Consider the following 23,534-nt stretch of genomic DNA (forward strand, 5'->3'; position numbering starts at 1 on the left):
GTTTGCAGACGTTAGCGAAGACCAGGCAGAAATCAGTCTCCTGGGTTGGCCGGGTGAGTCCGGGAAATCGCGAAGGTGACACAGCCTGAAGGCGCGACATCACCGGCTAGGATCCCGGCCCGGTATTCCTCGAGGCGGCGAGCGAGGCGCTCGCGGCGGCCGACGCCGCCGCCGAGGCGGTCGCCAGCGGCTGAGCCGATCAGCGGAGCTGGTAGTCCTTGAGCAGGCTGCGGCCGATGATCATCTTCTGGATGTCGCTGGTGCCCTCGCCGATGAGCATGAACGCCGCCTCGCGGTAGAGGCGCTCGATCTCGTACTCCTTGGAGTAGCCGTATCCGCCGTGGATGCGGAAGGAGTCCTGGACGACCTCGTTGCAGTACTCCGAGGCGAGCATCTTGGCCATCCCGGCCTCGACGTCGTTGCGCGCGCCGCGGTCCTTGAGGCGGGCGGCGTTGACCATCATCTGGTGCGCGGCCTCGACCTTGGTGGCCATCTCGGCGAGCTTGAACGCGATCGCCTGGTGCTCGGCGATCGGCTTGCCGAAGGTCCGCCGCTGCTGCGCGTACTCCACCGCCAGCTCGAAGGCCCGGATGGCGATCCCGCAGGCGCGCGCGGCCACGTTGACCCGGCCGACCTCGATGCCGTCCATCATGTACGCGAATCCCTTGCCGGGCGCCGCGCCGAGCACCTTGTCGGCGCCGATCCGGAATCCGCCGAATACCGCCTCGGTGGTGTCGACGCCCTTGTATCCCATCTTGTCGATCTTGCCGGGAATGGTCAGGCCCGGCGCCACCTCGCCGAATCCTTCCGGCTTTTCCACCAGGAACGCGGTGAGGTTCTGGTGCGCCTTCTCGGCCCCCTCGTCCGTCCGCACCAGCAATGCGATCAGGTTCGAGCTGCCACCGTTGGTGAGCCACATCTTGGCGCCGTCGATGACGTATTCGTCACCGTCCCGTTTGGCCCGCGTCTTGATGGCCGCGACATCCGAGCCCAGATCCGGCTCCGACATGGAAAAACTACCGCGAACGGCTCCTTCCGCCATCTTCGGCAGGAAATACCGCTTCTGCTCCGGCGTGCCGTGCCGCGAAATCATGTGCGCCACGATGAAATGCGTGTTGATCACGCCGGACACGCTCATCCAGCCCCGCGCGATCTCCTCGACCACAAGCGCGTAGGTCAGCAGGGACTCGCCCAGCCCGCCGTATTCCTCGGGAATGGTGATCCCGAACAGGCCTATCTCCTTCATGCCCTCGACGATGTCGTCGGGATACCTGTCCGCGTGCTCGAGCTCCTGCGCGTGCGGAATGATCTCCTTGTCCACGAAGGAGCGCACGGTGGACAGGATCTCGGACTGGACGTCGGTGAGACCGGCGGTCTGGGCGAGGCGGGCCATGCTCGACTCCTGTGTCTTCGCGCGGTTATCACCGGTGAGTATGGCCCCCGGGCCGCCGACCGTGCTATGAGCAGTCTCACCCCGTCTCGGCCCCGGTCGCCCTCTCCACCGTCTTGGGTTCCTCGGGCATCCACGGCAGCGGCGCGGCCTGGCCGTTCGCCGACTCCTCGCGGGCGCCATCCAGTTTCTCACCCCTCCGGGTGGCATGATCTAGAAAACGGAGCAGCTCCACCGGAAACGGCAGCACCAGTGTCGAGTTCTTCTCCGCGGCGACCTGCACCACCGTCTCCAGCAGGCGCAGTTGCAACGCGGACGGCGTGTCGGCCATCCGCGTGGCCGCCTGGGCGAGCTTGTGCGACGCCTGCAGTTCACCATCGGCGGAGATGACCCTGGCCCGGCGTTCCCGTTCCGCCTCCGCCTGCCGCGACATCGACCGCTTCATCGTCTCCGGCAGCGCGACGTCCTTGATCTCCACCCGGTCGATGTGCACGCCCCAGTCCAGTGCCGGGCTGTCGATCATCAGCTCCAGGCCCTGGTTCAGCCGCTCCCGGTTGGACAGCAGATCGTCGAGATCGCTCTTGCCGATGATCGAGCGCAGCGAGGTCTGCGCCACCTGGCCGACCGCGAACCGGTAGTCCTGCACGTTGATCGAGGCCACTATCGGGTCGATGACCTTGAAGTAGACGACCGCGTCCACCCGGACCGTGACGTTGTCCCGCGTGATGCCCTCCTGGGCCGGCACGGGCAAGGTGACGATCTGCATGTTGACCTTCTGCAACCGGTCGGCGATCGGCACCAGCATGGCCAGTCCCGGCTCGCGGAGGTGCGGACGGACCCGCCCGAACCGGTACACCAGGCCACGTTCGTACTGCTTGACCACACGGACGCTCGCGGCGAGCCAGGCGAGGCCGGCCGCGCCGACCAGGGCGATGACTTCCACCAACATGGCAGCTCCCGGGCTACGCGCCCCCTCGCGCTCGATGTTACTCCCGTCACACCGGCATAGAAGTACCTTCGGGATCGGTCCCGGCACAGGCGGATAGCCTTGCCTGTATGACCCCCGTGAACAGGGTTTTCGCTGCCCAGCTGGCCGGTTTGCCGGTCTTCGGGCCCGATGGCGAGTCCATCGGGAAGGTCCGGGACGTGGTCGCCGGACTGCGCCTGGACCACCAGCCGCCGAGGGTGCTCGGACTGGTCGTCGAACTCTCGAACCGGCGCCGGGTCTTCGTGCCCATGCTGCGCGTCACCTCGATCGAACCCAACGCCGTCACGCTGGCCACCGGGTCGGTCAACATGCGCCAGTTCCACCAGCGTCCCAACGAAGTGCTCGTACTGGGACAGCTCACCGACGCGCACGCCGGGCTCGCCGGACCCGGCGTCCGCGTCACCGTCGTGGACGCCGCCATGGAGCCGACGCGCACCCGGGACTGGGTGCTGGCGAAACTGGCCGTCCGGGAGCGCACCGGCCGGCTCGGCCTCGGCAGGCGGCGGGCTTCGTTGCGGGTGCTGCCGTGGGCGGAGGTCTCCGGCCTGGGCCTGACCGACCTGGCCGGGCAACCTCAGGGCGCCGGGCAGTTGCTCATGCTGTTCGACACCATGCGCCCCGTCGACATCGCCGCCACCGTCCGCGACCTGCCGGCGAAACGCCGGCACGAGGTCGCCGACTCGATGGACGACGAGCGGCTCGCCGACGTACTCGAGGAACTGCCGCAGGACGACCAGAAGGACCTGCTCAAGCACCTGCCCGAGGAGCGGGCCGCCGACATCCTCGAGGCCATGAACCCCGACGACGCGGCCGACCTGCTCGCCGAACTCACCCCCGCGGACCAGAACCGGCTGCTGGAGCTGATGGAGCCCGAGGAGTCCGAGCCGGTCAAGCGACTCCTCGCCTACTCGTCGGACACCGCGGGCGGCCTGATGACGCCCGAACCCGTGGTGCTCACCCCGGACGCCACGATCGCCGAGGCGCTGGCGCGCATCCGCAACGCCGACCTGTCCGCGGCGCTGGCCACCATGGTCTTCGTGTGCCGCCCCCCGACCGAGACGCCGACCGGGCGATATGTCGGCTGCGTGCACTTCCAGCGGCTGCTCCGCGAGCCGCCCGCGGAAATGATCGCCGCCACCCTGGACAGCGCCCTCCCCGTGCTCCGGCCCTCGGCCGCGCTCGGCGAGGTCACCCGGTACTTCGCCGCGTACAACCTGGCCTGCGGCCCGGTGGTGGACTTGCAGGACCACCTGCTGGGCGCGGTGACCGTCGACGACGTGCTGGATCACCTTCTGCCCGAAGACTGGCGCGAAACCGGGCTACACGACGTAACCGAGGATACGGAGGTGGAGCGTGCCTGAACTGCTCACGAGAAGGCGGCTGGACCAACCCCGGGCGTCCACGCGCCGGATGATCAACATCGACCCGGACGCGTTCGGCCGGATCTCCGAACGGCTGGCCCGGTTCCTCGGCACCGGCAAATACCTGTTCTGGCAGACGCTGACCGTGATCGTGTGGATCGGGCTGAACCTTTCGGCCGCCGCGCTGCGCTGGGACCCGTACCCGTTCATCCTGCTCAACCTGGCCTTCTCCACGCAGGCGGCGTACGCGGCACCGCTGATCCTGCTGGCTCAGAACCGGCAGGACGACCGCGACCGGATCGCGCTGGAAGAGGACCGCAGCCGGGCCGCCCAGACCAAGGCCGACACCGAGTTCCTCGCCCGTGAACTGGCCGCGCTCCGGCTCGCGATCGGCGAAGTCGCCACGCGGGACTACCTGCGCGGCGAACTCGACAAGCTCCGGGAAGACCTCAACGCCAAGCCGCGCAAGGCGAAGGCAGGTCCGTAGCATGGACCCATGACCAGCACGCAGCAGTTGCCCACCGTCGAGGACGTTCGCGCCGCGCTCAAGAACGTCTACGACCCCGAGATCAGGAAACCGATCACCGATCTCGGCATGGTCAAGGATGTCGTGGTGGGCAAGAACGGCGTGGTGACCGTCGCGGTCTACCTGACGGTGGCGGGCTGCCCGCTCAAGGAGACCATCACCAGGGACACCACCACGGCCGTCGGGAAGCTCGGCGGCGTGCGAGACGTGCGGGTCGAACTCGACGTGATGAGCGACGAGCAGCGCACCGCGCTGCGCAAACAGTTGCGTGGGGACGCGGCCGAGCCGGTCATCCCGTTCGCCCAGCCGGGCTCGCTGACCCGCGTGTACTGCGTGGCCTCGGGCAAGGGCGGGGTGGGCAAGTCCAGCGTCACCGTCAACCTGGCCGTCGCGATGGCCGAGCGTGGCCTGTCCGTCGGCGTGGTGGACGCCGACATCTACGGTCACTCCGTGCCGCGCATGCTGGGCGCGCGGGACAAGCCGACCAAGGTCGAGAAGATGATCATGCCGCCGCAGGCGCACGGCGTGAAGGTCATCTCCATCGGCATGTTCACCCCCGGCAACACCCCGGTGGTGTGGCGCGGCCCGATGCTGCACCGGGCCCTGCAGCAGTTCCTCGCCGACGTCTTCTGGGGCGATTTGGACATCCTCCTGCTCGACCTGCCCCCGGGCACCGGCGACATCGCCATCTCGGTGGCACAGCTCATCCCCAACGCGGAGATCCTCGTGGTCACCACCCCGCAGCAGGCGGCGGCCGAGGTCGCCGAGCGGGCGGGCGCCATCGCGCTGCAGACACGGCAGCGGCTGGCCGGGGTGATCGAGAACATGTCGTGGCTGGAGACCCCGGACGGGACCCGGATGGAGATCTTCGGTTCGGGCGGCGGCCAGACGGTCGCCGATTCCCTGTCGAAGTCGACCGGTGCGAAGGTGCCGCTGCTCGGCCAGGTCCCGCTGGACCCGCGCCTGCGCGAACAGGGCGACGCCGGCACCCCGATCGTGCTCGCCGAGCCCGAGGCGCCCGCTTCCGCCCTCCTGCGGGACATCGCGGGCAAGCTCACCGTGCGCGCCCGCGGCCTGGCCGGGATGATGCTCAACGTCACCCCCACCGCTCGCCGCTGACCCCGCACCCTCGCGAGTCCCCCGCTCACGGCGCGCGAGTCCCACATCGGCCGCGTGCGAGTTCGACATTCGGCGGCCAGCCCACGAGGTCGGCCGGGCGAAGTTACGTGGCGTCGGGGTCGACGGGGGGCTTTTCGCCGGGCTTGAGCGGGTCCGGCTTGGCCGTGGACGCGGTGGGATAGCCGTTCGGCTTGGTGCTGCCGCCGCTGATGCCGTTGAGGCCGAGCGGGTCCGGGTCACCGTCGAACAGGTGCTGGGTGACAGCCCGGCGCGGGTCGAAGTTGCGCAACTGCCGCAGGTCCTCGAGCGGCTTGCGGAACTCGTCGAAGTCCGGGCCCACCTCGTCCCGCAACTGCTGGCGCGCCCCGCTGGCGAACTCACGGACCTTGCGCACGGTTTTGCCGAGCCAGGCCGCCGCCTCGGGCAGCCGCTCGGGGCCGAGGATGAACAGACCGGCGACGACCAGAACGAGGATCTCTCCCCAGCCAACGCTCTCGAACACCAGCCAACCTCCGCGCAGTAGGACCGGTCCCAGCGTACCGGCTCAAAACCCTTGTGAGCCCCTGTGAGCGCTCAGTCGGAACTCAGGGTCACGTCGATGACGAGCGGCCGCCCCTGCCGCACGAGCTGGACCGGGACCACGTCGCCGATGTTGTGCGCCCGCACGGCCACGGTGAGTTCGGGCGCGTTCCGCACCATCCGGTCGCCGACCTTCGTGATCACGTCGCCCTCGGCGATCCCGGCTCGCGCCGCCGGGCCGCCGTCGGCGACGTTCAACACCTGCGCACCCTCCGACGTGTCCGCCGAAACCGACGCCGCGTTGATCCCGATATCAGCGTGCTTGACCTGCCCGTCGCTGATCAGCGCGCGGGCGATCTTGATCGCGTCGTCGGCCGGGATCGCGAAGCCGATGCCGATGCTGCCGCCCTGGCCGTTGTCGGCGTCGGTGCGGATCGACGAGTTGATCCCGATCAGCGCTCCGGTGGAGTCCACCAGCGCCCCGCCGGAGTTGCCGTGGTTGATCGGGGCATCGGTCTGGATCGCGTCGTAGGTGACCGGTGCCTCGCCGTTTTCGCCCTGCGCGGTGATCGGCCGGTGCAGGGCGCTCACGATGCCGGCGGTGACGGTGTTCTGCAGGCCGAGCGGCGATCCGACCGCGATCACGGAGTCTCCAGGTTGCAGGTCGGCGGACTTGCCGATCTGGATCACCGTCGGGTTGGCCACCGCCACTTTCAACACGGCGAGGTCGGTCTTCGGATCGGTGCCGACCACCTTCGCCTGGGTCCGCGTGCCGTCGGTGAACACCGCGGTGATCTTGGCCTGCGGGTCGCTGGTGGCCAACGAGATGACGTGGTTGTTGGTGAGCGCGTAGCCCTGGGGGTCGATCACCACCCCGGAACCGACGCTGCCCGACTGGCCGGAGACGACTTCGATCGAGATCACCGCCGGCGACACCCGCCGGGCGATGTCGGCCACCGACCCGGGCGCGCGCTCCTTGCCCGCCTCGGCCTCCGAAATGGTCGCCTCGCCGGTCAGCGCGTTTCCCGTGCTGGCCACCCACCAGCCGACGAGCCCGCCGGCCGCCCCGATGACCAGGCAGATCACCCCGAGCAGGGCGAGCGCGACCGGTTTGACCCGGCGCCCGAGCAGCACCTCCGGCAGCGACAGCATCGCGCCACGCGGGCGTTCGGTGTCGCCGTCCTCGTCGTCCCCGGCCTCGAGTGCCGGACTGCCGAGCACAGCGGCCGCACCCGGGTCTCGCCACGGGTCGCCGCCGTTGGACCACAGCGCGGGTTCGGGCACCTCCACCGGCCCGCCGTTGTCGTCACCGGGTCGCTGGAGCACGACGTTTTCGGCGCCGGGCGGCCGCCCGAACGCCTCGGCCAGCGACTCCGGGGCGGGCGGTTTCGTGATCAGCTTCTCGCCATTGGACGATCCCGGGGCGTACAGCCGGTCGAAGGCCCCCTCCACGCCGCGTGGCCTGCCGAAGGTGGCGGCCTCCGCCGGGTCCACCGAGGGCCGGTCAACCGGCCTGGGCGTCAGGCGCGGCTCTTCAGGCTGGCTGGGCTGGTTCATTTCTCCCCGACACGCACGGCTTTTCGGTGACCATACGCCACCAATTGTCCCGTCCCCCCAGTGAAGCGCCCGTCAGTACCCTCTTAGCGGTTCTGGATCAGGGGAGCCGCGTTCTCGCTGGTCGTGGTGGTGGGCGTCGCGGGCTCGGGAATGCCGCCGAACTGCGCGCGCAGCACGCCGGGCGGGTTGCCGCCGCTCTGCTGCGGGACCTGGCCGGTACCGTCGCCGCTGGAGGTCACCACGATCGCCAGCGCGCTGAGCACCAGCCCCGACACGACCACGCCCGCCCCCTGGGCGGCACGCCGTCGCACCGAGTGGGCACGCTGCTGGCCGGCGAGCACTGCCGAGCCGCGGCCCAGCGGAGTCGCCGTCCCCAGCGGCGACGACGACCCGAGTACCGTCGAATGCGCGCGGAACCCGGCCACCCGGTCCGGCCGCTGGACCGCCACCAACTGCCCGTCCTCGGTGACCGCCAGGTTGTCCGGCGCGGTCGGCAGGTCGGTGTGCTGCGGGATGGCCCGCAGACTGGCCAGGAACCCGGCCGATATCGGGGGCGCCGCGGCCCCCTTCACCGCCGCACGGGCCTGCCGCTGGGCCGCGACCTCGGCCGTACAACCGGGGCACCGGGCGATGTGCGAAGCGGCGCGATCCTGCGCACCGAGCGACAGCTCACCGTCGACGAAGGCCACGACGGCGTCCGGCATCAGGTGCGACTCGGCGAAGCGAACCCAACCCCGCGGTTCGTTCATGCTGTGTCCTCCACGATCTTGCGCGCGACCGCGATCGTGTCGACTGGGCACTCCTGACCAGCACCGGCAACCTCATCCGCGCGGGCGCCCTGCCGGCCCCATGGCGGAGACAGGCGTGCCCTCTGGTCGCCCTGACTGCCGCGCCTCCACGCAACCAGTGTCATACCGACGCCTCCACGGATTCACGCTCGAGTGCGCGACGCCGTTCGAGCGCGGCGCGCAGCGCCTGCCGACCACGATGGATCCTACTGCGCACCGTGCCGAGTTTCACACCCAGCGTCGCGCCGATCTCCTCGTAGGAAAGCCCCTCGACGTCACAGAGCACCACGGCTGCGCGGAATTCCGGGGGCAGCTCGTCGAGCGCGGCCTGCAGGTCGGGGTCGAGGTGGGTGTCGCTGTACACCTGCTCCGGACTCGGATCGTCGCCGACGATCCGGTCGGTGTCCTCGGGCAGCCCCTCCATGCGCACGCGGGAGCGACGGCGTGCCATGTCGAGGAACAGGTTCGTGGTGATGCGGTGCAGCCAGCCCTCGAAGGTGCCTGGCTTGTACGACGCCAGCGAGCGGAACACCCGGATGAAGGTCTCCTGGGTCAGGTCTTCGGCGTCGTGTGTGTTGCCGGTCAGGCGGTAGGCGAGCCGGTAGACCCGGTCGGCGTGCTCGCGGACGACCTCGTCCCAGGACGGCGGAGTCCAGGCGGCTTCGTCGACGGTGACCGGTCGACCCCCGGCCGGGACATCCTCGTTCGTCGGGCTGTTCTGCATCGGTGGGGAAGGCACCTCCATCAGGCTGTTCTCCCTACTGTTCGGCTCAACGCGGAAGATCCGCACCGTGTTCCCGCGTACGAGGGATAGCTTGGTCCGTTTCCTTATGTGTCTGGTGAGACGCCACTGAGATTCACCTGAGAAGTGCCGCGGCCGGGCTCCCGGCGCCGCGGGGCGCCATCGAAGGTGTCCACTGTACGCGCAAAACCGCAACAAGGCACTCCTCTTGCGCCGTTCGGCCCATGCCCGACGCTAACCTCTCCGCGTGACCGCCGAGGAGTCTTATCTGCCCGACGACGAGGTGCTGCTTGCCGCCCGTGGCCGGGCGGAGGAGTTCGGCTGCACGCCGCTCGGAGCGGCCGCGGGCGCGGCGTTGAGCTTCCTCGCCACGAGCGTGCGGGCGCGGGCGGTGGTCGAGATCGGGACCGGTACCGGGGTCAGCGGGCTGTACCTGCTGCGCGGGATGGCCCCGGACGGGGTGCTGACGTCGATCGACATCGAGCCGGAATACCACCGCGCGGCTCGCAAGACCTTCCTCGACGCCGGTTTCCCGCCGGGGCGTACCCGGTTGATCATGGGCAGAGCACTGGACGTGCTGCCACGGCTCACCACGGGCGGTTACGACCTGGTGTTCGTCGACGCCGCGCGAGCCGAGTACCCGAGCTACTACGAGCACGGCGTGCAGTTGCTGCGGCCGGGTGGAGTGCTCGCGTTTCACGGCGTGCTGGCCCCGCGTGCCGACCCCACCCGCCGCGATCCAGGTGTAATCGCCTCCAGGGAACTGGGCCGGGCGGTGCGGGACGACGAGCGGCTGACCCCCGCGTTGCTGCCGGTCGGCGGGGGTCTGCTGGTCGCCGCCGTGCGCTGATCGTCCGGAAACTGTCGGACCCCCGTGGCACCATGCGGATGTCCAACGAGGTCGGTTCGATGGAGGTGCGCGATGCGGGAAGCAGTGGTGGAGGCCGCGCGCTTTCTTGCCGCACGGTTCGCCGAGCCGATCGTGCTGGGCGACGTGGCCGACCACGTCGGGTACAGCCCGTATCACCTGGCCAGAGCTTTCGAGCGGCAGCTCGGCACCCCGCCAGGGCAGTTCCTGGCGGCCCATCGCTTCCAGCGGGCCAAGCAGCTGCTGCTGTCCGGCGACGAGCGGATCGCCGAGGTCTGTCACGCGGTGGGGTTCACCTCGGTCGGCACCTTCACCAGCCGGTTCGCCGCCGTGGTCGGCCAGACCCCCCTCGAATTCCGTCGGCTTCCCGAGTTGCTCGCGCACGCGCCGCCCCAACCGGTGCTGATGCCCGGCGGCGCGCGGGACGGCGGCATGGTCACCGGCTCGGCGAACCTGAGCCCGGCCGCCTTCGCCGCGCTGGGCGACGCCGCGTCGATCTACGTGGGGCTGTTCCGCAGGCGGGCCGCACGCGGGGTTCCGGTGAGCGGCACCCTCCTGGGCGAGACGAACGACTTCGTGCTGACCGGAGTGCCGCCTGGCAGGTACTGGGTGCTCGGGTCGGCGTTGCCGGCACGCGCCGGCGCCCAGGTTCAGCTCGTCCCGGCGCGAACGGTGTCCGGTGCGGCGAAGGAGCCGCTGGTCGTGACTTCGGCGAGCCCGTGCCACCACCGGGACGTCTACCTCGACGTCGCTCCGGAATGGACGCCGCCCGTACTGGTCGCGTTACCGCCACTGGCCTCCTCGGGCTTTCGGACGGAGCGAAAACGACACACGGAGCACGCCGCCAGCGCCAGCCAGCTCGTTGTGACCGCGACCAGCCACGGCCATCCCCCGTGGCCGTAAACGACGCTGCCGGTAGCGGCCGCCCACCCGTTCGCGACGGTGTGCGCCGCGAAGAACCCGCCCGTCAGCACCACGAACCCGGCCACGACCAGGGGCAGCAAGTCCGGCAGGTCAGGGCGGCCCCGGTCGCGGTGACGACCAGTGCCCCGGCGACCGGCTGACCGAAGGAGAACTCGATCTCGGCCTGGTCGCGCCCCTGCCCGGCGATCCGGCGCTCACCGGAACCGAGCCGGCCGAACAGGACCTGCCGCTGTCGGTTCCGGCTGCGTACCGGCCGGCCACCCGTCGGCGGATCCGCTTCGTCGAGTTGACGGACGAGGAGTTCGTGACGCTCGAACACGGCTACGGGCCACGACAGATCGCCGACGCCCGGTGCGTCGCGGCGGGCTTCGAGCCGAAGATCGCCTTCGAAGGTCAGGAATCCGACACGGTAGGCGGTCTGGTCGCGGCCGGGCTCGGCGTCGCGCTCCTACCGCGCTTCGGCCCTTCGCCGCCCTCCGGGGTCGTGGAGATCCCGCTTTCCCCGAAGATCACCCGCGACATCGGCCTGGCTTGGCCCGTCGACGAGCGTTTCACCCCCACCGTCCGCGCTTTCCGCGCTTTCCGTGATTACGTGCTGGCCGATTCCGAGTAGGAGGCCGCCAGTTCGACGAGGGTACGGGTGGCGAAACCGGTCGCGCCGGGCACGACCTCCGCGTAGTGGCTCTCGGCCCGCGCCGGACCCGCGATGTCGAGATGAGCCCACGGCACGTCACCGACGAACTCGCGCAGGAAAAGCGCGGCCGTGATGCCTCCGGGACCACCCGGAGCCTGACGGACGTCGGCCAGCTCACCGCGGACGGCGTCGGCATGCGCGTCCAGCAGCGGCATCCGCCACCACAGTTCACCGGCTTGCTTGCCCGCGTCCAGGACCTGCGAGGCCAGACCGTCGTCGCTCGCGAACAGCGCCCCGGTGCGCAGGCCCAGCGCGACCTTCATCGCGCCGGTCAGTGTCGCCACGTCGACCACGGCGTCCGGACGGAACCTTCGGATGCCGTACGCCAGCGCGTCGGCGAGCACCATGCGGCCCTCGGCGTCGGTGTTGGAGACCTCGGTCGTCCTGCCGCCGTAGTGCCGGACGACATCGCCGGGGCGGTAGGAGCCACCCGAAACATGGTTCTCCGCGGCCGGCACCAGGGCCGTCACCCGCACGCCGAGCCGCAGCGCGGCGATCGCGCGGATCGCGGAGATCACCGCCGCACCGCCGGCCATGTCGGTGCGCATGAGGTGCATCCCTTCGGCGGGCTTGATCGACAGGCCACCGGTGTCGAACGTGATGCCCTTGCCGACCAGCAGCAGGTGCCCGGAAGCCGCCCGCGGCCGGTAAGCCAGCTCGATCAGGCGAGGCGGGCTCGCGGACCCGCCGCCGACCGCCAGCACCCCGCCGAAGCCCTGCGCGGCGAGCCATTCCTCGTCCCGGATGGTCGCGCGCAACCCGGGCAGGCCCTCGGCCAGCCGCTCGGCGACACCGGCCAGCCAATCCGGGTTCTTGATGTTCGACGGCGTGTTCGCCAGATCGCGCGCCAGCGTGGCCGCGGCCGCCAGTTCCCGTACCCGCTCCAGCATCTGCGAGTACTCCGGCACCGCCCGTTCGAACGGCGTGAGCAGCCGTATCGTGCGCAGGCCAGGCCCGTGGTCGGAGGCGCTGACCTTGAACCGGTAACCGCCGAGCAGGACGCCGGTGGCGAGGTCCGCGACGTTGTCACCACGGACCTCGCCATCGAGCTCGACCTGAATCGCCTTGAGACCGTCCTCCGCGCCGGCCGCACGGACGAGTGCCGCGCCCGCGGCCCGCCAGTCCGTCCCTTCGCCGCCCCCGACGCCAACCAGCCAGCGGACGCCGTTGTCGGACACCTCGCGCACGTCGCCGGCCTTGCCGGTGTGCCGCACCGGGCCGATCTCCACCGGCTCGCCGGTGGCACGCACCATCCGGGCCACGGGTGCGCCACGACGGAACTCGTCAGCGACCTCGAGTTCGATCAGCCGGCCGGGAATGACCGGGAGCGGAAACCGCGCCAAGGCAACCTCACTTCTTTCACAACCCGGGCGCACACGCACCCCCCACGCCATTCACGCCGGAATCGCGGGTATGACGAAACGCCGGCAGAGGTGTCCCCCAGCCGGTCACGGCAGCGGATCAAAGCTCAGCTGGTGGCCTCCTGCAGTGCGACGCCCAGGTCCTTGGCCTCCTCGGCCGACAGTTCGACGACAAGTCGCCCGCCACCCTCGAGCGGAACGCGCATCACGAGGCCCCGCCCTTCCTTAGTCACCTCGAGGGGACCATCTCCGGTCCGGGGCTTCATGGCCGCCATAGCGTGCTCCCTCCGTCTCAACCGGCGCGCCCGGGTCGCGCTCGCCTAAGCCAACCGGGTGTCGTGGGCCATTCTCCCTCATCAACCTGGGCGCGCGTACGCGGACCGATCTTTTCGTGTTGCATAGGTGCTGGTATGCGGCCCGAGACAGGCCTATCCCGGAAGGAGAACAATGACCGCCGATGACGTGCTGCTCACCGCCGACGCCGACGGGGTGCGCACCCTGACCCTCAACCGCCCCAAGGCCTACAACTCGCTGAACGTGGAGCTGAAGGAGCGCCTGCTCGCCGCGCTGCGCGAAGCCGCGGAGGCAAGCGAGGTGCGTGCCGTGGTACTCACCGGAGCGGGGAAAGCGTTCTGCGCGGGACAGGATCTCAAGGAACACGTCGGGCTGCTGCACTCCGGCGACGACGCACCCCTGCGCACCGTTGTGCTGCACTACAACCCGATCGTGCGAACGATCGTGACCATGCCGAAGCCGGTCATCGCCGCGGTCAACGGCCCGGCGGCAGGCGCCGGGGCGGCCTTCGCCTACGCGTGCGACCTGCGCCTCGCGGCGGCATCGGCCAACTTCCTGATGGCCTTCGCCGGGGTCGGGCTCGGCCCGGACTCGGGCGCGTCGTGGACGCTGCAGCGGCTGATCGGCCACGGCCGCGCCACCGAGTTGATGCTGCTGGGCCGCGCGGTCGACGCCGCGGAAGCCCTCCGGTACGGCCTGGTCAGCGAGGTTGTGCGGGACGACGAGCTGGCGGAGCGGACGCGCACGGTGGCCGCGCAGCTCGCCGCGGGCCCCACCGTGGCCTACGCCAAGATCAAGGAGGTCCTGGGTACCGCCGCCGCCAGCAGTCTCGAGGAAGCACTGGCCGCCGAAGACGTGGTGCAGACCGCGCTCGCCTCGACCGCCGACCACCGTGAGGCTGTCGAAGCCTTCGTGGCCAAGCGGAAGCCCGAGTTTCGGGGCAAGTAGCCGCCGGCAGCGCCGAACCCACGGTCAGCGGCGGCTCATGACGCCATCGTGAGCCGCCCCGCACCGCGGCCACCGCTCGTCGCCGGTGGCGTCCTTGCGCCCAACCCGTCCGCGCCCCTGGACCTCCCCTGCTCACGTCCGGCGTACATCGGGTACAGCAGGACGATCGAGCCCGACCGCACGTGTTCGCAGGCGTACGCCGGGGAAAAGCTGTGGTTGCCGATCTCGTGCCCGGCGGCCGCGATCGCCCGCCCCAGTTCCGGATGCGCGGCGAGATCACAGCACAACCAGCGTGACCGCCACCGCGACCGTCCAGCGCCCTGCGCGGCGAGAGGAGAACAAACGCATGCCGCGACCCTGGCGTGTGGAGATCAACACCGCGAGCGGCGAACGCGGTGACTTCTTATCCGGCGCGGAAGCAACCGGCCAGGTGGTCGTCCACCATGCCGGTGGCCTGCATCAGCGCGTAGCAGGTGGTGGGGCCGACGAAGACGAAACCCCGCTTCTTGAGTTCCTTGGCCATCGCCTTCGACTCGGGCGTGACCGCCGGGACCTCGGCCAGGGTGTGCGGGCGGGGCCGCGGGCCCGACGGCGCGAACGACCACAGCAGTTCGTCCAAAGATCCGTCCAGCTCTCCGATCGCGCGGGCGTTCGTGATCGCGGCGGCGATCTTCGCCCGGTTCCGCACGATGGAGGCGTCGGCGAGCAGCCGCGCCACGTCGTCGTCGTCGAACTCGGCCACCTTCTCCGGCACGAACCCGGCGAACGCGCGCCGGAAACCCTCGCGCTTGCGGAGGATCGTCAGCCAGGACAGGCCGGACTGGAAGGCTTCCAGGCACAGCCGCTCGTACAACGCATCCTGGCCGTGCAACGGCACGCCCCATTCGGTGTCGTGGTACTCCGCGTAGACGGTTGCGGAATTGCCCCAGGGGCACCGCGCCACGCCGTCCGCGCCCACCAGTGTCATCGGACCCCCATCGAGTAGTTCTCCGCGAATCGGGCGAACCGGCGCAGGGACTGCCGCACTCCGAGCACGAACGCCGGTTTCACCGCCGGCCAGCCGAGCGTGCCCAGCGGCCCGAACGGCAGCCGGAGGCTCTCCGACCAGACCAACGTCGAGGACTGCGGACCCTTGGCCTGCACGTGGAACGCGCCGGTCCCGCGCACCAGCCTGCCGAGGTGCCGCACCGTGCACCGGATGGGTGGCTCCCAGGTGGTGATCTCCATGGTGTCGGTGAACCCGACCCCGCGCAGGCCGGTGAACGCCGCCAGCCGGGAGCCGACGCTGCGGCCGTCGCCGCGGACCACACGCACCTCGGTGCCGATCATCCATTCGTGCTGCCTTGACCAGTCCGTCAACGCGAGCCAGGTGGTTCCGGCGGGCGCGGCGACGGCGACCGAGAACACCAGATCGGTCATCGGGAGCGCTGCGCCTCCAGCTCCGCGACCCGCTCCCGGAGCTCGTCGATCTCCGCGCCGAGCCGCCGCATCACCCAGTCCACTTCGGACATCTTGTAGCCGCGCAGGACGAGCTGGTAACGCACGTTGGCCACGTCCTCGCCGGCGATGTCCCGCGCCGGCAACCTGGTCGGTGAGCTGCCGGGTGGCAGCGGCGCGAGCTCTTCACCCCGGCCGAACACGACGGCGGCCAGCAGGAACACCACCGCCGCCACGAGCAGCATGACTACGAGGTAGATCAGCGCGGTCGTCACGGCACGATCGTAACCGCCGTGCTCCGACCTGCGACTTCAACTTCGTACGTGAGTGTAATCGTCTGTCAGTCGATGTGATCGTTCACGCTGGTCAGCCTGTCTTTTCCTCCCCCCGGTCTGCCAGTCGCCGCGTGGCGTTGTAACTCAGGTTCTGCCCCAGGCACCGCTTTGAGTGGCGGCCGCTCGCCGAGGGCCGCGAGCAGCCGTGCGGGGGCGGTCGGTGTCGTCTGCACGTACTCCTGGGTCTGCCGGATGTCCGAGTGCCCCATGACCGCGGCAAGGTCGAAGATATCCACGCCGTCTTTGACGCGGGTGGCGAATCCGCGGCGGACGGTATAGGGCCCGCGCTTCGGCGCCTTCGCCTGCTCCGAGGCGTACGCCAGCCGGGCGCCGTAGTTGTGCGGGGTTACTGGCTTCTCCTTCGGCGAGAGGAAGATCAGCACGCTCTCGCACTGGGTTCCGTCGGTGTGGTCTATCCCGCACCCGGCCTTGGTTCCCGCCCGTCCAGGTGCTTATCGATGATCTTCAACGCCTTCGTCGACAGCGGTACTTCGCGGACATCCTATGGTCAAAGGCGACATCCTCCGGCTCTCCACTTACCAAATCACCGGCGGAACCCTCAACCTGGTGGGCAACTCGATCGAGGGCAAATGCCGATTCTGGGCGGTTTGACAGAAACCGCAAGACTGAAAGGGGTTACCCCGTGGCGGCCAAGAGAATCACCCCCGCGCCGGTCGTGGCCGAAGTCCGGCAGTGGACAGGAACGAACTTCACCAAAATCGGGGAATTCACCGAGCCACCCATCGCCGACAACGGCGACGGCACCCTCACGGTGTACCCGAACACCAGCGGCGCCACCACCATCCCAAACCGCGCCTGGATCCCGGTCACGGTCGCCACTATCAGACGCGAGTTCATTCCCGACGAGGAAATGCACTCCTACCAGGAAGTCACCGCCGACGGGCCCTACAACTACAGCATCGGGGGTGCGTAATGGCCCAGCCGGGCGACATCGTGATCACCACGCGAGAGGTCTACGACAAGCTCCTCGCGGTGCACGAGGGTCCACCGCGATCACCGACTGGCTGTCCGGGCTCGGCGGTCGCGTCACCGAGCTGGCCGCACTCGCCGTCCTCTACGTCCCCGTGCGGTTCGTCGATCCAGGCCTCCCGCCCTGGCTGACCAGTGTGCTGCTCGACTCGGTGGCTGCGCCGACCTACTCCGGCCAGCATTTCGCCCTCAGACGGTCCGGCGCCGCTCGCTTACCAACGTTTCGATGTGGCGCCGTAGTGGGGCGGCCAGCTCGGGGCAGTCCTGTGCGGTGTGTGTCAGCAGCCGAGCTGCGGTGAAGAGTTGGGCTATGCGGCCGGCGGGAGAGTCCAGCACATCGGCGAATACTTCGTGCACGCGGTTCGCGGTTGCAGGAGCCAGCAGGCTCAGGCAGTAGAGGGTCGCGGCGTCTGAGCCTGCTGGGCCGCGTCCCCACATCTCCCAGTCGAGGATGCCGAGTTGGGGTCCGAGCAGGTTATTCCAGTGCAAGTCGCCGTGCACGGTCTCCCAGTGGTCCACACGCAACTCGAAGCCGAGCACGGCGGTGGCTCTGGCGCTGACTGGGCTGCGGTCGACGAACCGAGTCGTTGGGACAGTGCGGATCTGGTCGAGGCTTTCCCGTAGCGACACCCACCAGGTGTCCGGGAGGGTGACCGGGGTGCGAAGCGCTTCTGTCGGCGAGCAGGGCTGACCTGGCAGCAGGGTCATCACTTCAGCACGCACTCGCCTCAACTGGTCAGGGGCGTCCCATTGGATTTGGTCGAGCACGACTGGTTTCGGAACCCCGATGATGGCGTTCGCCTCGGTGTTGCCGTTCCAGAACTCGCCCATGTCCGTGAGGGAGCGGGTTTGCTCGGAACCAACCCGCAGCCAGCACGCGCCGTACCGGTCACCCTCGGCGGGTGCGCTGATCGAGCGGAGGCACCAGCCCCAGTGCGGATCGCCGGTCACGGTGAGCCCGAACCGCTCGGTGGCGCGGGCCAGGTTGGCCCGCATCCACCAGCGGAACTCCTCGTCAGATGCTTCTACGCTCATGCCCTCGGGTGGCAGTGGATCGGGTAACAGTTGCCCTGGGGGCCGCATGGCGTGCAGTTCCCCTGTGCGGTGGTCACGCCCACTGTGGCGGGCATCCCCTGGCTCGTCAAGCCGAACCGAGCCGCTGGGAGACCGGCCACGACCTCTCTGAGCGGCTCCTGCTGCACATTGCCGACCGACACCCAGCGGGACATCACGCAGGGCGACAGCGTGCCATCCGGCAGAACAGCCGCCGAGCCGTGGCCGCACTGCCCGCACAACTGCTTGGCGGTTTCGCCCTGGTCTCGCACGCCCCGTCCAACCTGCCGTAGCCGGTCGTACCCGATGACGGGCACGCCCAGGCTCATCAGCTCCCCGCGGGCCTGCTCGGCGTGCTGGTCGCCGCTGAGGTCGACCACACCGACCCGCAGCGGAATCCCCAACTCGGTGGCCTTGGCGATGTTCGCCCGGGTACGCGCATGGCTGGGCCGTCCGGTGATCGCGGCGTGCTGTGCCGGGTCGTCCGAGTAGTACGAGGTTGCGAGACTGACCCCGGGCTGAGCGAACGTCTGCCACAGTTCGTTGGTGACATGGACGAGGTTGGTGAACACCTCGACCGCCACCGCCCGGGAGAGTGCATGGTTGATCAGCTCGGAGAGGTGTGGGTGGAGCGTGGGCTCGCCGCCGATGAACTGAACGGTTCGCACCCCCATCTCGCCAGCCTCGTTGATGACGCGCTTCCAGTCGCTGACCGCCATGGTGCCGTGCGTGCCTACAGGGGAACTGTCGGCATAGCAGTGGACACATTCGAGCTGGCAACGGCCGGTCAGTTCAAGCCAGAGAAAGGTCAGAATTGGGTTTTCCGTCATCATTTTCCTTCCGGTTCTCTACTGCTGGAGGGCCAGGGCCGGGCAACGTGGTGCGAGGCTGTCACTGCCGGTCTTTCCCTGCCGACACTGGATCCATGGCCACCGGTCCCCGGTCTCGGGATCCACCCAGACACCCGAGCCACCACACCAGCTACAACCGGCTACTGCGTGACCGGGCGTGGCAGGGGCCAGGTTGCGCAAACCAGTCAGGACGCGCCGCGCCAGATCAGCGCGTTCACGAGGGGTCAAGGGCTCCACGGCCGTACGAGGTGGCGGCACGTGAGCCGGAATCCGCACGGGAAGCGTCCCTGAAATTACTTCATATTCCACCATTGCCTCCTGTGGGATCAGGTTGGAAGCTCGGCCAGCGCTGCCAAGCGGGAGACTTGACCGCGCTGGTCGATCTGGGCGCCGGGGAAGCGCCCGCCCTCGGACTCCATTCCGCCGAGGATCACCGCCCGACGCGAGTAGGTGGGTCAGCCTCACGCCGTGCGGGGAACTGGTGGCCCGCGCTCGACCCCGGGTGTGTGCGGGAGAGCAAGGGAGCGCGGGCCGGTCAGGGAAGGGTCACGGCATCCACAGCTGGGGCCCGCTGGCTACCACCAGTTGAGGCCCGCCCCGTCCCGGCGCCGGGAGCGCCAGCAGCCCATCGACCACCTCGGCCAGCGTGCCGACGAGCTCCCACAACACCCCGTCCGCGTGGTCACAGCGCATGCCCGACGTATCAGTCGGCCCCTTCACACGAATGGCGTCCACGAAGCCGCCGGGCCACTGGTACAGACCGTTAACCTTCGTCAGCACCCCGGCGTCGTACCAGTGCTGAAACACCCATCCCGCCTCTTGCAGGTCGACCAGCTTCTCCAGCTCAGGGAATGCGGCCAGGGCAGCGTCCGCGTTCACAGCTGGCCCCTCGCCCTGAGCCGGGTCTCGATCGCGACCCGCAACCCGGTCGACAGCCCGACCACTACTCCGGTCTCGGGGTGCGCTGGGTCGAGTTCGAGGTAGACCAGCCGGTCGCCCACCTGAAGGGTGACTTGATCGTTTACCTTCAGGCCTGCGACCACTTCGATCGGCTGCCCGTCAGGGTCGACGCCGGCTTCCCACCACGCGATCCGCCACTCTTCCGTACCCATGATCGACAGACTCGGGCGGAAAGCGGATCAAACGTTGCCACCGTGGCAACCTCGCCCGAATGGTCTACACGGGCAGGCCGGCCCGGTAGGCGAGGCCGCGTAGCTCTCGGCCCACGGCGTCGCGCTTGACCTTCGCCACCAGTTCGCCGAGCAGCGAGAGTGTGAACGGGTGCCGGTGCACGTGCTCGGGCGAGATCAGCTCGGCGCGGCGCAGCATCATCACCGCCGTGTCGCGCTGCTTCGGTAGCCGCGCCAGCGCGCGCCCACGGTCGCGCCAGTACACCGCCTGGCGGGCCCGCACGGTGAGCGCCGCCGGATTCACGGTCTCGGCGATCCGGGCGGCCTCGGCGTGTTCTCCGGCCTCTAGCGCGCCCTGCATGCGCCACACCCCGACGTTGGACGGCCCGAAGCCGAAGCCCATCATGTTCGTCTCGCCGGTCCGCTCGGCCAGCTCGGCCGCGTACTCCAGCGCCGCGGACCGCTCGGCCGGATCCTTGCGTGCCGAGGACACCAGCGATGACGCCAGCGCGAGTGAACCGGTTAGTTGGAAATCTTCGGTCGTCGCGTGCGGCAACTCGACCGCCTGCAGGGTCCGTGACGCGAGATCGAACACTCCGGCGGCCAGCAGCCCGAGCGATGTTCCGTAGGCGCTGATGCCCAGCGAGACGGGCTCTTCGACCCGCTCGGCGGCGGCCCGCGCCATGGTCGCGGCCTGCCAAGCAAGGTCGATCGGAGCGCCAACCATCGTCAACCACGCTTGCGTGCACTGCATGTGTGCCAGTGCTAGCAGCCGCAACACCTCACCTTCGTCACGGTGCGCGTCCAACGTGGTGTGCAGGTCGCGGATGAGCGCGGGCAGCTCAGCCCCCACCTGCTCGGCGTACGCGTCGTTCTGAGCGGCCACCACCGCGGCGACCCTGCCGCGCAACTGCTCGACGGGCTGGACCTCGCCGCGCGGCTCGTCCATCGCCACGCCAAGCATGGCGAGCCGGACCTCGCTCACCGCCTGGTCGTCGCCCGCCTCGCCCGGGGCCCCCAGGCCGGCGCCGGTGATCTCGCTCGGCGCGACCTCGAGCGCGTTCGCCAAGGCCACGATCAGCGATCGCCGGTCGAGGGCGCGCTCTCCGGACTCCAGGCGGGACAGGTAGGACTTCGAGATTCCCGCCCGGTCGGCGATCACCTTCAGCGACTTGCCGCGGGCATTCCTGATCTGGCGCAGGGTGCGGCCGATCGGCGTGGACATTCGCATCCCCTCTTCGCGGAACGGGTGCGCTTTGCTCTTCGCAGAGCCCCCGGCCCGTCGACCGGGGGAACAATCCTCCGCGAAGAGGTACACACCAGGGTAGCGCTCAGGTGCAGTACCACCCGATCGTGACGGCCGAGGGAGTTCGGCCGAGCGCGCAACAGCCCCGGAGCGATGTGCCCCGGGGCTGCTGTCTTCTTGCTTGGGGAGGTAGGTGGTCAGCCCATCGTCCCGATGTTGCCGTTGGCCATCGCGACGCCGTAGCCGTCCGCGTGCGCCTCCTTGAACGGCTTGCCGTCGACCTCGATCGTGACGTCGATGGTGCCCTTGCCAGGTCCCTGCGCGCTGATCGACACCATCTGCAACGCCTGCCCGGCGGGCAGCGTGATCGTCTTGGACCACGGGAGCTTCGGGCTGGACTCCTGGTTGGTGGTCGTCATGCCGTCGGTGACGTAGGTGATGTTGCTGGCCGTCTTCGCGGTGCCCGCCACCTTGTAGACCACGGTGTGGTTCGCGGCCTGCGGGGGCTGCTGGTGGGCGGGCGCCTCGTTCCCGGCGGGCGCACCAGCCGGCTGATTTGAAGCCTTCGTTCCGCCATTGGACGCCACCGCGCTCACGATGATCAGAACGACGAGACCACCAAGGATCCAGGGCCACTTGCGGCGCTTCTTGGCGGCCGGCGCGGCGGGCTGCGGGGGTCTCGGCGGCTGGGGCGCCTCGTACGGATGCTGCGTCATCGGTTGGTTTGTCCCTTCCTGTGGGTCCAGTCGTCAGTCGGCGCGTTGCGAGGAATCGTTATCTCGCGTTGAACGCTGTTTTCCGGTTGTGATCGGATCGAGATCGTCTCGGCGGAGATCATCGCCCTCGCCAGTCCGATGGCGGCTCGTCCCGCTCGACCCACCACGTGCCGCCCGGGCACCACGTCGACGAGACTTCCGGCTCGGCCGGTGACCGCGTGCGTTGTGCGATGCTTGTGGTGAGTGAGTCGGGAGGAGCCTTGCTACACCTGTTGATCCGGCATGTACTGGCACCGCTGGCATGCCTGGTGTACCGGCCGGAGGTGCACGGGGCGGAGAAGTTTCCCGCAACGGGTCCGGTGATTCTCGCGGCCAACCATCGCGCGGCGGTGGACACGGCGGTGATCGCGATCGTCGCGCCCCGCCGGGTCTCGTTCCTCGGCAAGGCCGAGTACTTCACCGGCAACGGGGTGAAGGGCCGGTTCGTCGGCGGGTGCGTCCGGGCGCTCGGTTACGTCCCGGTCGAGCGGGGTAACGCGGCCGCCGGGCTGTCCGCGCTCGAGGCCGCTCGCAAGGTGCTCGACGAAGGAGGCACGTTCGGCATCTACCCGGAGGGCACCCGCTCCCTCGACGGCCGGCTGCACCGCGGGCACACCGGGGTGGGCGCGCTGGCGCTGGCGACCGGGGCGAAGGTGGTGCCGGTGGCGCTGTCCGGCACCGAGCGCGTTCAGCCGGTCGGCAAGCGCTTCCCGCGCGTTTCGAAGGTCACCGTGCGCTTCGGCGACCCGCTCGACTTCCGCCGGTACGAGGGTCTGGGCTCGTCACCGGCGATCCGCCGGGCCGTCACCGACGAGGTGATGTACGCCATCCTGGAACTGTCCGCGCAGGAATACGTCGACACCTACCACAAGCGCCCCAACGAGGCCGCATAGGGCGTCTCCTGCCCAAGCCGCCCCGGCGCACAAGCGCCCAAGGAGAGCTAACTGACCTGACTGGTCCATTTCGGCACGACGGGCGGCTCGTAGCGCGCGAAGGCCTCCAGCAGCACGACGGGATCGGGGTCGACGAAGATGATGTCGCGATGCTGCGGGCGCAGGAAACCCTCGGTGACCATGTGGTCGGCGAACTCGCGCAGTGGCCGGTAGTAGCCCGCGACATCGACCAGCCCGATGGGCTTGCTGTGCAGCCCGAGCTGCGCCCAGGTCCACACCTCGGCGAGTTCTTCCAGGGTCCCGGCGCCGCCCGGCAGGGCGAGGAAGCCGTCGGCGAGTTCGGCCATTTTCGCCTTGCGCTCGTGCATGTCCTTGGTGACGTGCAACTCGGTCAGCCCCGCATGCGCGATCTCGACCCGCATGAGGTGCTTCGGAATCACTCCGATCACCTCGCCGCCCGATGCCAGCGCGGCGTCCGCGACCACGCCCATGATGCCGACGCTCGCGCCGCCGTAGACCAGGCCGATCCCCCGCTCGGCCAGGAGCTTGCCCAGGGCCGCGGCCTGCTCGGCGTAGACCGGGTCCGCACCGGTGGAAGACCCACAGAACACACAGATCCGGCGCACTAGTGTGTCGCGTCTTAAATTCATGAGTTAAGTTGTTACAATCGATGCTGTGGCGAGAACTGGACGGCCGAGCGCGGAGTTGGTGCTCACCGACGCCGAGCGTGAGCAGTTGGTGCGGTGGTCGCGGCGGGCGAAGTCG

The 23,534-nt window shown here is 69.4% G+C and carries 29 protein-coding genes; 9 read left to right on the top strand and 20 right to left on the bottom strand.

What is annotated here, in order from left to right; all coding sequences use genetic code 11:
- Positions 1–199: 199 nt before the first annotated feature.
- The gene (locus VJT49_RS10390; RefSeq protein ID WP_324164540.1) at positions 200–1,393 is read right to left on the bottom strand and encodes an acyl-CoA dehydrogenase family protein; all 1,194 of its coding nucleotides are present in this window, start codon (positions 1,391–1,393) and stop codon (positions 200–202) included.
- Between the two features lie 76 nt (positions 1,394–1,469).
- On the bottom strand, positions 1,470–2,339 hold the full coding sequence (locus tag VJT49_RS10395) for a slipin family protein (protein WP_324164541.1): 870 nt from the start codon (positions 2,337–2,339) through the stop codon (positions 1,470–1,472).
- Positions 2,340–2,446: 107 nt separating this feature from the next.
- Between VJT49_RS10395 and VJT49_RS10400 the strand changes: the two genes are divergently transcribed.
- From VJT49_RS10400 to VJT49_RS10410, 3 genes are read left to right on the top strand one after another with little or no spacing between them, the layout of a single operon-like run.
- Positions 2,447–3,739: a magnesium transporter MgtE N-terminal domain-containing protein gene (locus VJT49_RS10400; protein WP_324164542.1), complete on the top strand. Its 1,293-nt coding sequence runs from the start codon at positions 2,447–2,449 to the stop codon at positions 3,737–3,739.
- Entirely contained in the window at positions 3,732–4,226 is a 495-nt protein-coding gene (locus VJT49_RS10405; RefSeq protein WP_324164543.1) for a DUF1003 domain-containing protein, read from the top strand. Before VJT49_RS10400 ends, VJT49_RS10405 begins: the two co-directional genes overlap by 8 nt.
- 9 nt (positions 4,227–4,235) lie before the next feature.
- Positions 4,236–5,384 (top strand): Mrp/NBP35 family ATP-binding protein, encoded by a 1,149-nt coding sequence (locus VJT49_RS10410; protein ID WP_324164544.1) that lies wholly within the window; start codon positions 4,236–4,238, stop codon positions 5,382–5,384.
- Positions 5,385–5,487: 103 nt separating this feature from the next.
- Here the strand turns inward: VJT49_RS10410 and tatB are convergent, their stop codons facing one another.
- The 4 genes from tatB to sigE form a co-directional block, all read right to left on the bottom strand.
- Entirely contained in the window at positions 5,488–5,886 is a 399-nt protein-coding gene (tatB, locus tag VJT49_RS10415; protein WP_324164545.1) for a Sec-independent protein translocase protein TatB, read from the bottom strand.
- A 71-nt stretch (positions 5,887–5,957) separates the two neighbouring features.
- A complete protein-coding gene (locus tag VJT49_RS10420) occupies positions 5,958–7,460 on the bottom strand; it encodes a S1C family serine protease (protein WP_324164546.1) in 1,503 nt (500 codons plus the stop codon).
- Positions 7,461–7,543: 83 nt separating this feature from the next.
- Positions 7,544–8,209 (bottom strand): zf-HC2 domain-containing protein, encoded by a 666-nt coding sequence (locus VJT49_RS10425; protein ID WP_324164547.1) that lies wholly within the window; start codon positions 8,207–8,209, stop codon positions 7,544–7,546.
- A 160-nt stretch (positions 8,210–8,369) separates the two neighbouring features.
- Positions 8,370–8,993, bottom strand: coding sequence for an RNA polymerase sigma factor SigE (gene sigE / locus VJT49_RS10430; RefSeq protein ID WP_414635895.1), 624 nt, complete (start codon positions 8,991–8,993; stop codon positions 8,370–8,372).
- Positions 8,994–9,237: 244 nt separating this feature from the next.
- Between sigE and VJT49_RS10435 the strand changes: the two genes are divergently transcribed.
- The 3 genes from VJT49_RS10435 to VJT49_RS10445 all read left to right on the top strand — a co-directional run bounded on the left by VJT49_RS10435 (position 9,238) and on the right by VJT49_RS10445 (position 11,395).
- On the top strand, positions 9,238–9,840 hold the full coding sequence (locus tag VJT49_RS10435; RefSeq protein ID WP_324164548.1) for an O-methyltransferase: 603 nt from the start codon (positions 9,238–9,240) through the stop codon (positions 9,838–9,840).
- A gap of 72 nt (positions 9,841–9,912) precedes the next feature.
- Entirely contained in the window at positions 9,913–10,761 is an 849-nt protein-coding gene (locus tag VJT49_RS10440; protein WP_324164549.1) for a helix-turn-helix transcriptional regulator, read from the top strand.
- A 196-nt stretch (positions 10,762–10,957) separates the two neighbouring features.
- The gene (locus VJT49_RS10445) at positions 10,958–11,395 is read left to right on the top strand and encodes a LysR substrate-binding domain-containing protein (protein ID WP_414635897.1); all 438 of its coding nucleotides are present in this window, start codon (positions 10,958–10,960) and stop codon (positions 11,393–11,395) included.
- Here the strand turns inward: VJT49_RS10445 and VJT49_RS10450 are convergent.
- Entirely contained in the window at positions 11,371–12,819 is a 1,449-nt protein-coding gene (locus tag VJT49_RS10450) for a leucyl aminopeptidase family protein (RefSeq protein ID WP_324164550.1), read from the bottom strand. The genes VJT49_RS10445 and VJT49_RS10450 overlap by 25 nt on opposite strands.
- Before the next feature lie 125 nt (positions 12,820–12,944).
- Positions 12,945–13,112, bottom strand: coding sequence for a DUF3117 domain-containing protein (locus VJT49_RS10455; RefSeq protein WP_081617745.1), 168 nt, complete (start codon positions 13,110–13,112; stop codon positions 12,945–12,947).
- 172 nt (positions 13,113–13,284) lie between these two features.
- On the opposite strand from VJT49_RS10455, the gene VJT49_RS10460 reads away from it, so the two are divergent.
- The gene (locus VJT49_RS10460) at positions 13,285–14,079 is read left to right on the top strand and encodes an enoyl-CoA hydratase-related protein (protein ID WP_324164551.1); all 795 of its coding nucleotides are present in this window, start codon (positions 13,285–13,287) and stop codon (positions 14,077–14,079) included.
- Between the two features lie 35 nt (positions 14,080–14,114).
- On the opposite strand, the gene VJT49_RS10465 is transcribed toward VJT49_RS10460, so the two are convergent.
- From VJT49_RS10465 to VJT49_RS10485, 5 genes are all read right to left on the bottom strand, one after another.
- Positions 14,115–14,366, bottom strand: a complete 252-nt coding sequence (locus VJT49_RS10465; RefSeq protein ID WP_324164552.1) for a hypothetical protein — start codon at positions 14,364–14,366, stop codon at positions 14,115–14,117.
- Between the two features lie 116 nt (positions 14,367–14,482).
- Positions 14,483–15,046 (bottom strand): DNA-3-methyladenine glycosylase I, encoded by a 564-nt coding sequence (locus VJT49_RS10470; protein ID WP_324164553.1) that lies wholly within the window; start codon positions 15,044–15,046, stop codon positions 14,483–14,485.
- Entirely contained in the window at positions 15,043–15,498 is a 456-nt protein-coding gene (locus VJT49_RS10475; RefSeq protein WP_324164554.1) for an SRPBCC family protein, read from the bottom strand. Before VJT49_RS10475 ends, VJT49_RS10470 begins: the two co-directional genes overlap by 4 nt.
- Positions 15,495–15,791 (bottom strand): DivIVA domain-containing protein, encoded by a 297-nt coding sequence (locus tag VJT49_RS10480; RefSeq protein ID WP_324164555.1) that lies wholly within the window; start codon positions 15,789–15,791, stop codon positions 15,495–15,497. Before VJT49_RS10480 ends, VJT49_RS10475 begins: the two co-directional genes overlap by 4 nt.
- Positions 15,792–15,856: 65 nt before the next feature.
- On the bottom strand, positions 15,857–16,234 hold the full coding sequence (locus VJT49_RS10485) for a tyrosine-type recombinase/integrase (protein ID WP_324164556.1): 378 nt from the start codon (positions 16,232–16,234) through the stop codon (positions 15,857–15,859).
- A 260-nt stretch (positions 16,235–16,494) separates the two neighbouring features.
- On the opposite strand from VJT49_RS10485, the gene VJT49_RS10490 reads away from it, so the two are divergent.
- Positions 16,495–16,785, top strand: coding sequence for a hypothetical protein (locus VJT49_RS10490; RefSeq protein ID WP_324164557.1), 291 nt, complete (start codon positions 16,495–16,497; stop codon positions 16,783–16,785).
- A 245-nt stretch (positions 16,786–17,030) separates the two neighbouring features.
- On the opposite strand, the gene VJT49_RS10495 is transcribed toward VJT49_RS10490, so the two are convergent.
- The 6 genes from VJT49_RS10495 to VJT49_RS10520 all read right to left on the bottom strand — a co-directional run bounded on the left by VJT49_RS10495 (position 17,031) and on the right by VJT49_RS10520 (position 21,837).
- Positions 17,031–17,876: an aminoglycoside phosphotransferase gene (locus tag VJT49_RS10495; RefSeq protein WP_324164558.1), complete on the bottom strand. Its 846-nt coding sequence runs from the start codon at positions 17,874–17,876 to the stop codon at positions 17,031–17,033.
- On the bottom strand, positions 17,873–18,724 hold the full coding sequence (locus VJT49_RS10500; RefSeq protein WP_324164559.1) for a radical SAM protein: 852 nt from the start codon (positions 18,722–18,724) through the stop codon (positions 17,873–17,875). Before VJT49_RS10500 ends, VJT49_RS10495 begins: the two co-directional genes overlap by 4 nt.
- Positions 18,725–19,291: 567 nt before the next feature.
- Positions 19,292–19,624, bottom strand: a complete 333-nt coding sequence (locus tag VJT49_RS10505; RefSeq protein WP_324164560.1) for a hypothetical protein — start codon at positions 19,622–19,624, stop codon at positions 19,292–19,294.
- Positions 19,621–19,857 (bottom strand): hypothetical protein, encoded by a 237-nt coding sequence (locus tag VJT49_RS10510; protein ID WP_324164561.1) that lies wholly within the window; start codon positions 19,855–19,857, stop codon positions 19,621–19,623. Before VJT49_RS10510 ends, VJT49_RS10505 begins: the two co-directional genes overlap by 4 nt.
- A 64-nt stretch (positions 19,858–19,921) precedes the next feature.
- Positions 19,922–21,100 (bottom strand): helix-turn-helix transcriptional regulator, encoded by a 1,179-nt coding sequence (locus tag VJT49_RS10515; RefSeq protein WP_324164562.1) that lies wholly within the window; start codon positions 21,098–21,100, stop codon positions 19,922–19,924.
- A gap of 218 nt (positions 21,101–21,318) precedes the next feature.
- Positions 21,319–21,837: an MmpS family transport accessory protein gene (locus VJT49_RS10520; RefSeq protein ID WP_324164563.1), complete on the bottom strand. Its 519-nt coding sequence runs from the start codon at positions 21,835–21,837 to the stop codon at positions 21,319–21,321.
- A gap of 260 nt (positions 21,838–22,097) precedes the next feature.
- Between VJT49_RS10520 and VJT49_RS10525 the strand changes: the two genes are divergently transcribed.
- Positions 22,098–22,769, top strand: a complete 672-nt coding sequence (locus VJT49_RS10525; protein WP_324164564.1) for a lysophospholipid acyltransferase family protein — start codon at positions 22,098–22,100, stop codon at positions 22,767–22,769.
- Positions 22,770–22,816: 47 nt separating this feature from the next.
- On the opposite strand, the gene VJT49_RS10530 is transcribed toward VJT49_RS10525, so the two are convergent.
- The gene (locus VJT49_RS10530) at positions 22,817–23,395 is read right to left on the bottom strand and encodes a TIGR00730 family Rossman fold protein (RefSeq protein ID WP_324164566.1); all 579 of its coding nucleotides are present in this window, start codon (positions 23,393–23,395) and stop codon (positions 22,817–22,819) included.
- Between the last annotated feature and the right edge of the window lie 139 nt (positions 23,396–23,534).

The sequence above is a fragment of the Amycolatopsis sp. genome, from assembly GCF_035276945.1.
Classification (GTDB): domain Bacteria; phylum Actinomycetota; class Actinomycetes; order Mycobacteriales; family Pseudonocardiaceae; genus Amycolatopsis_E.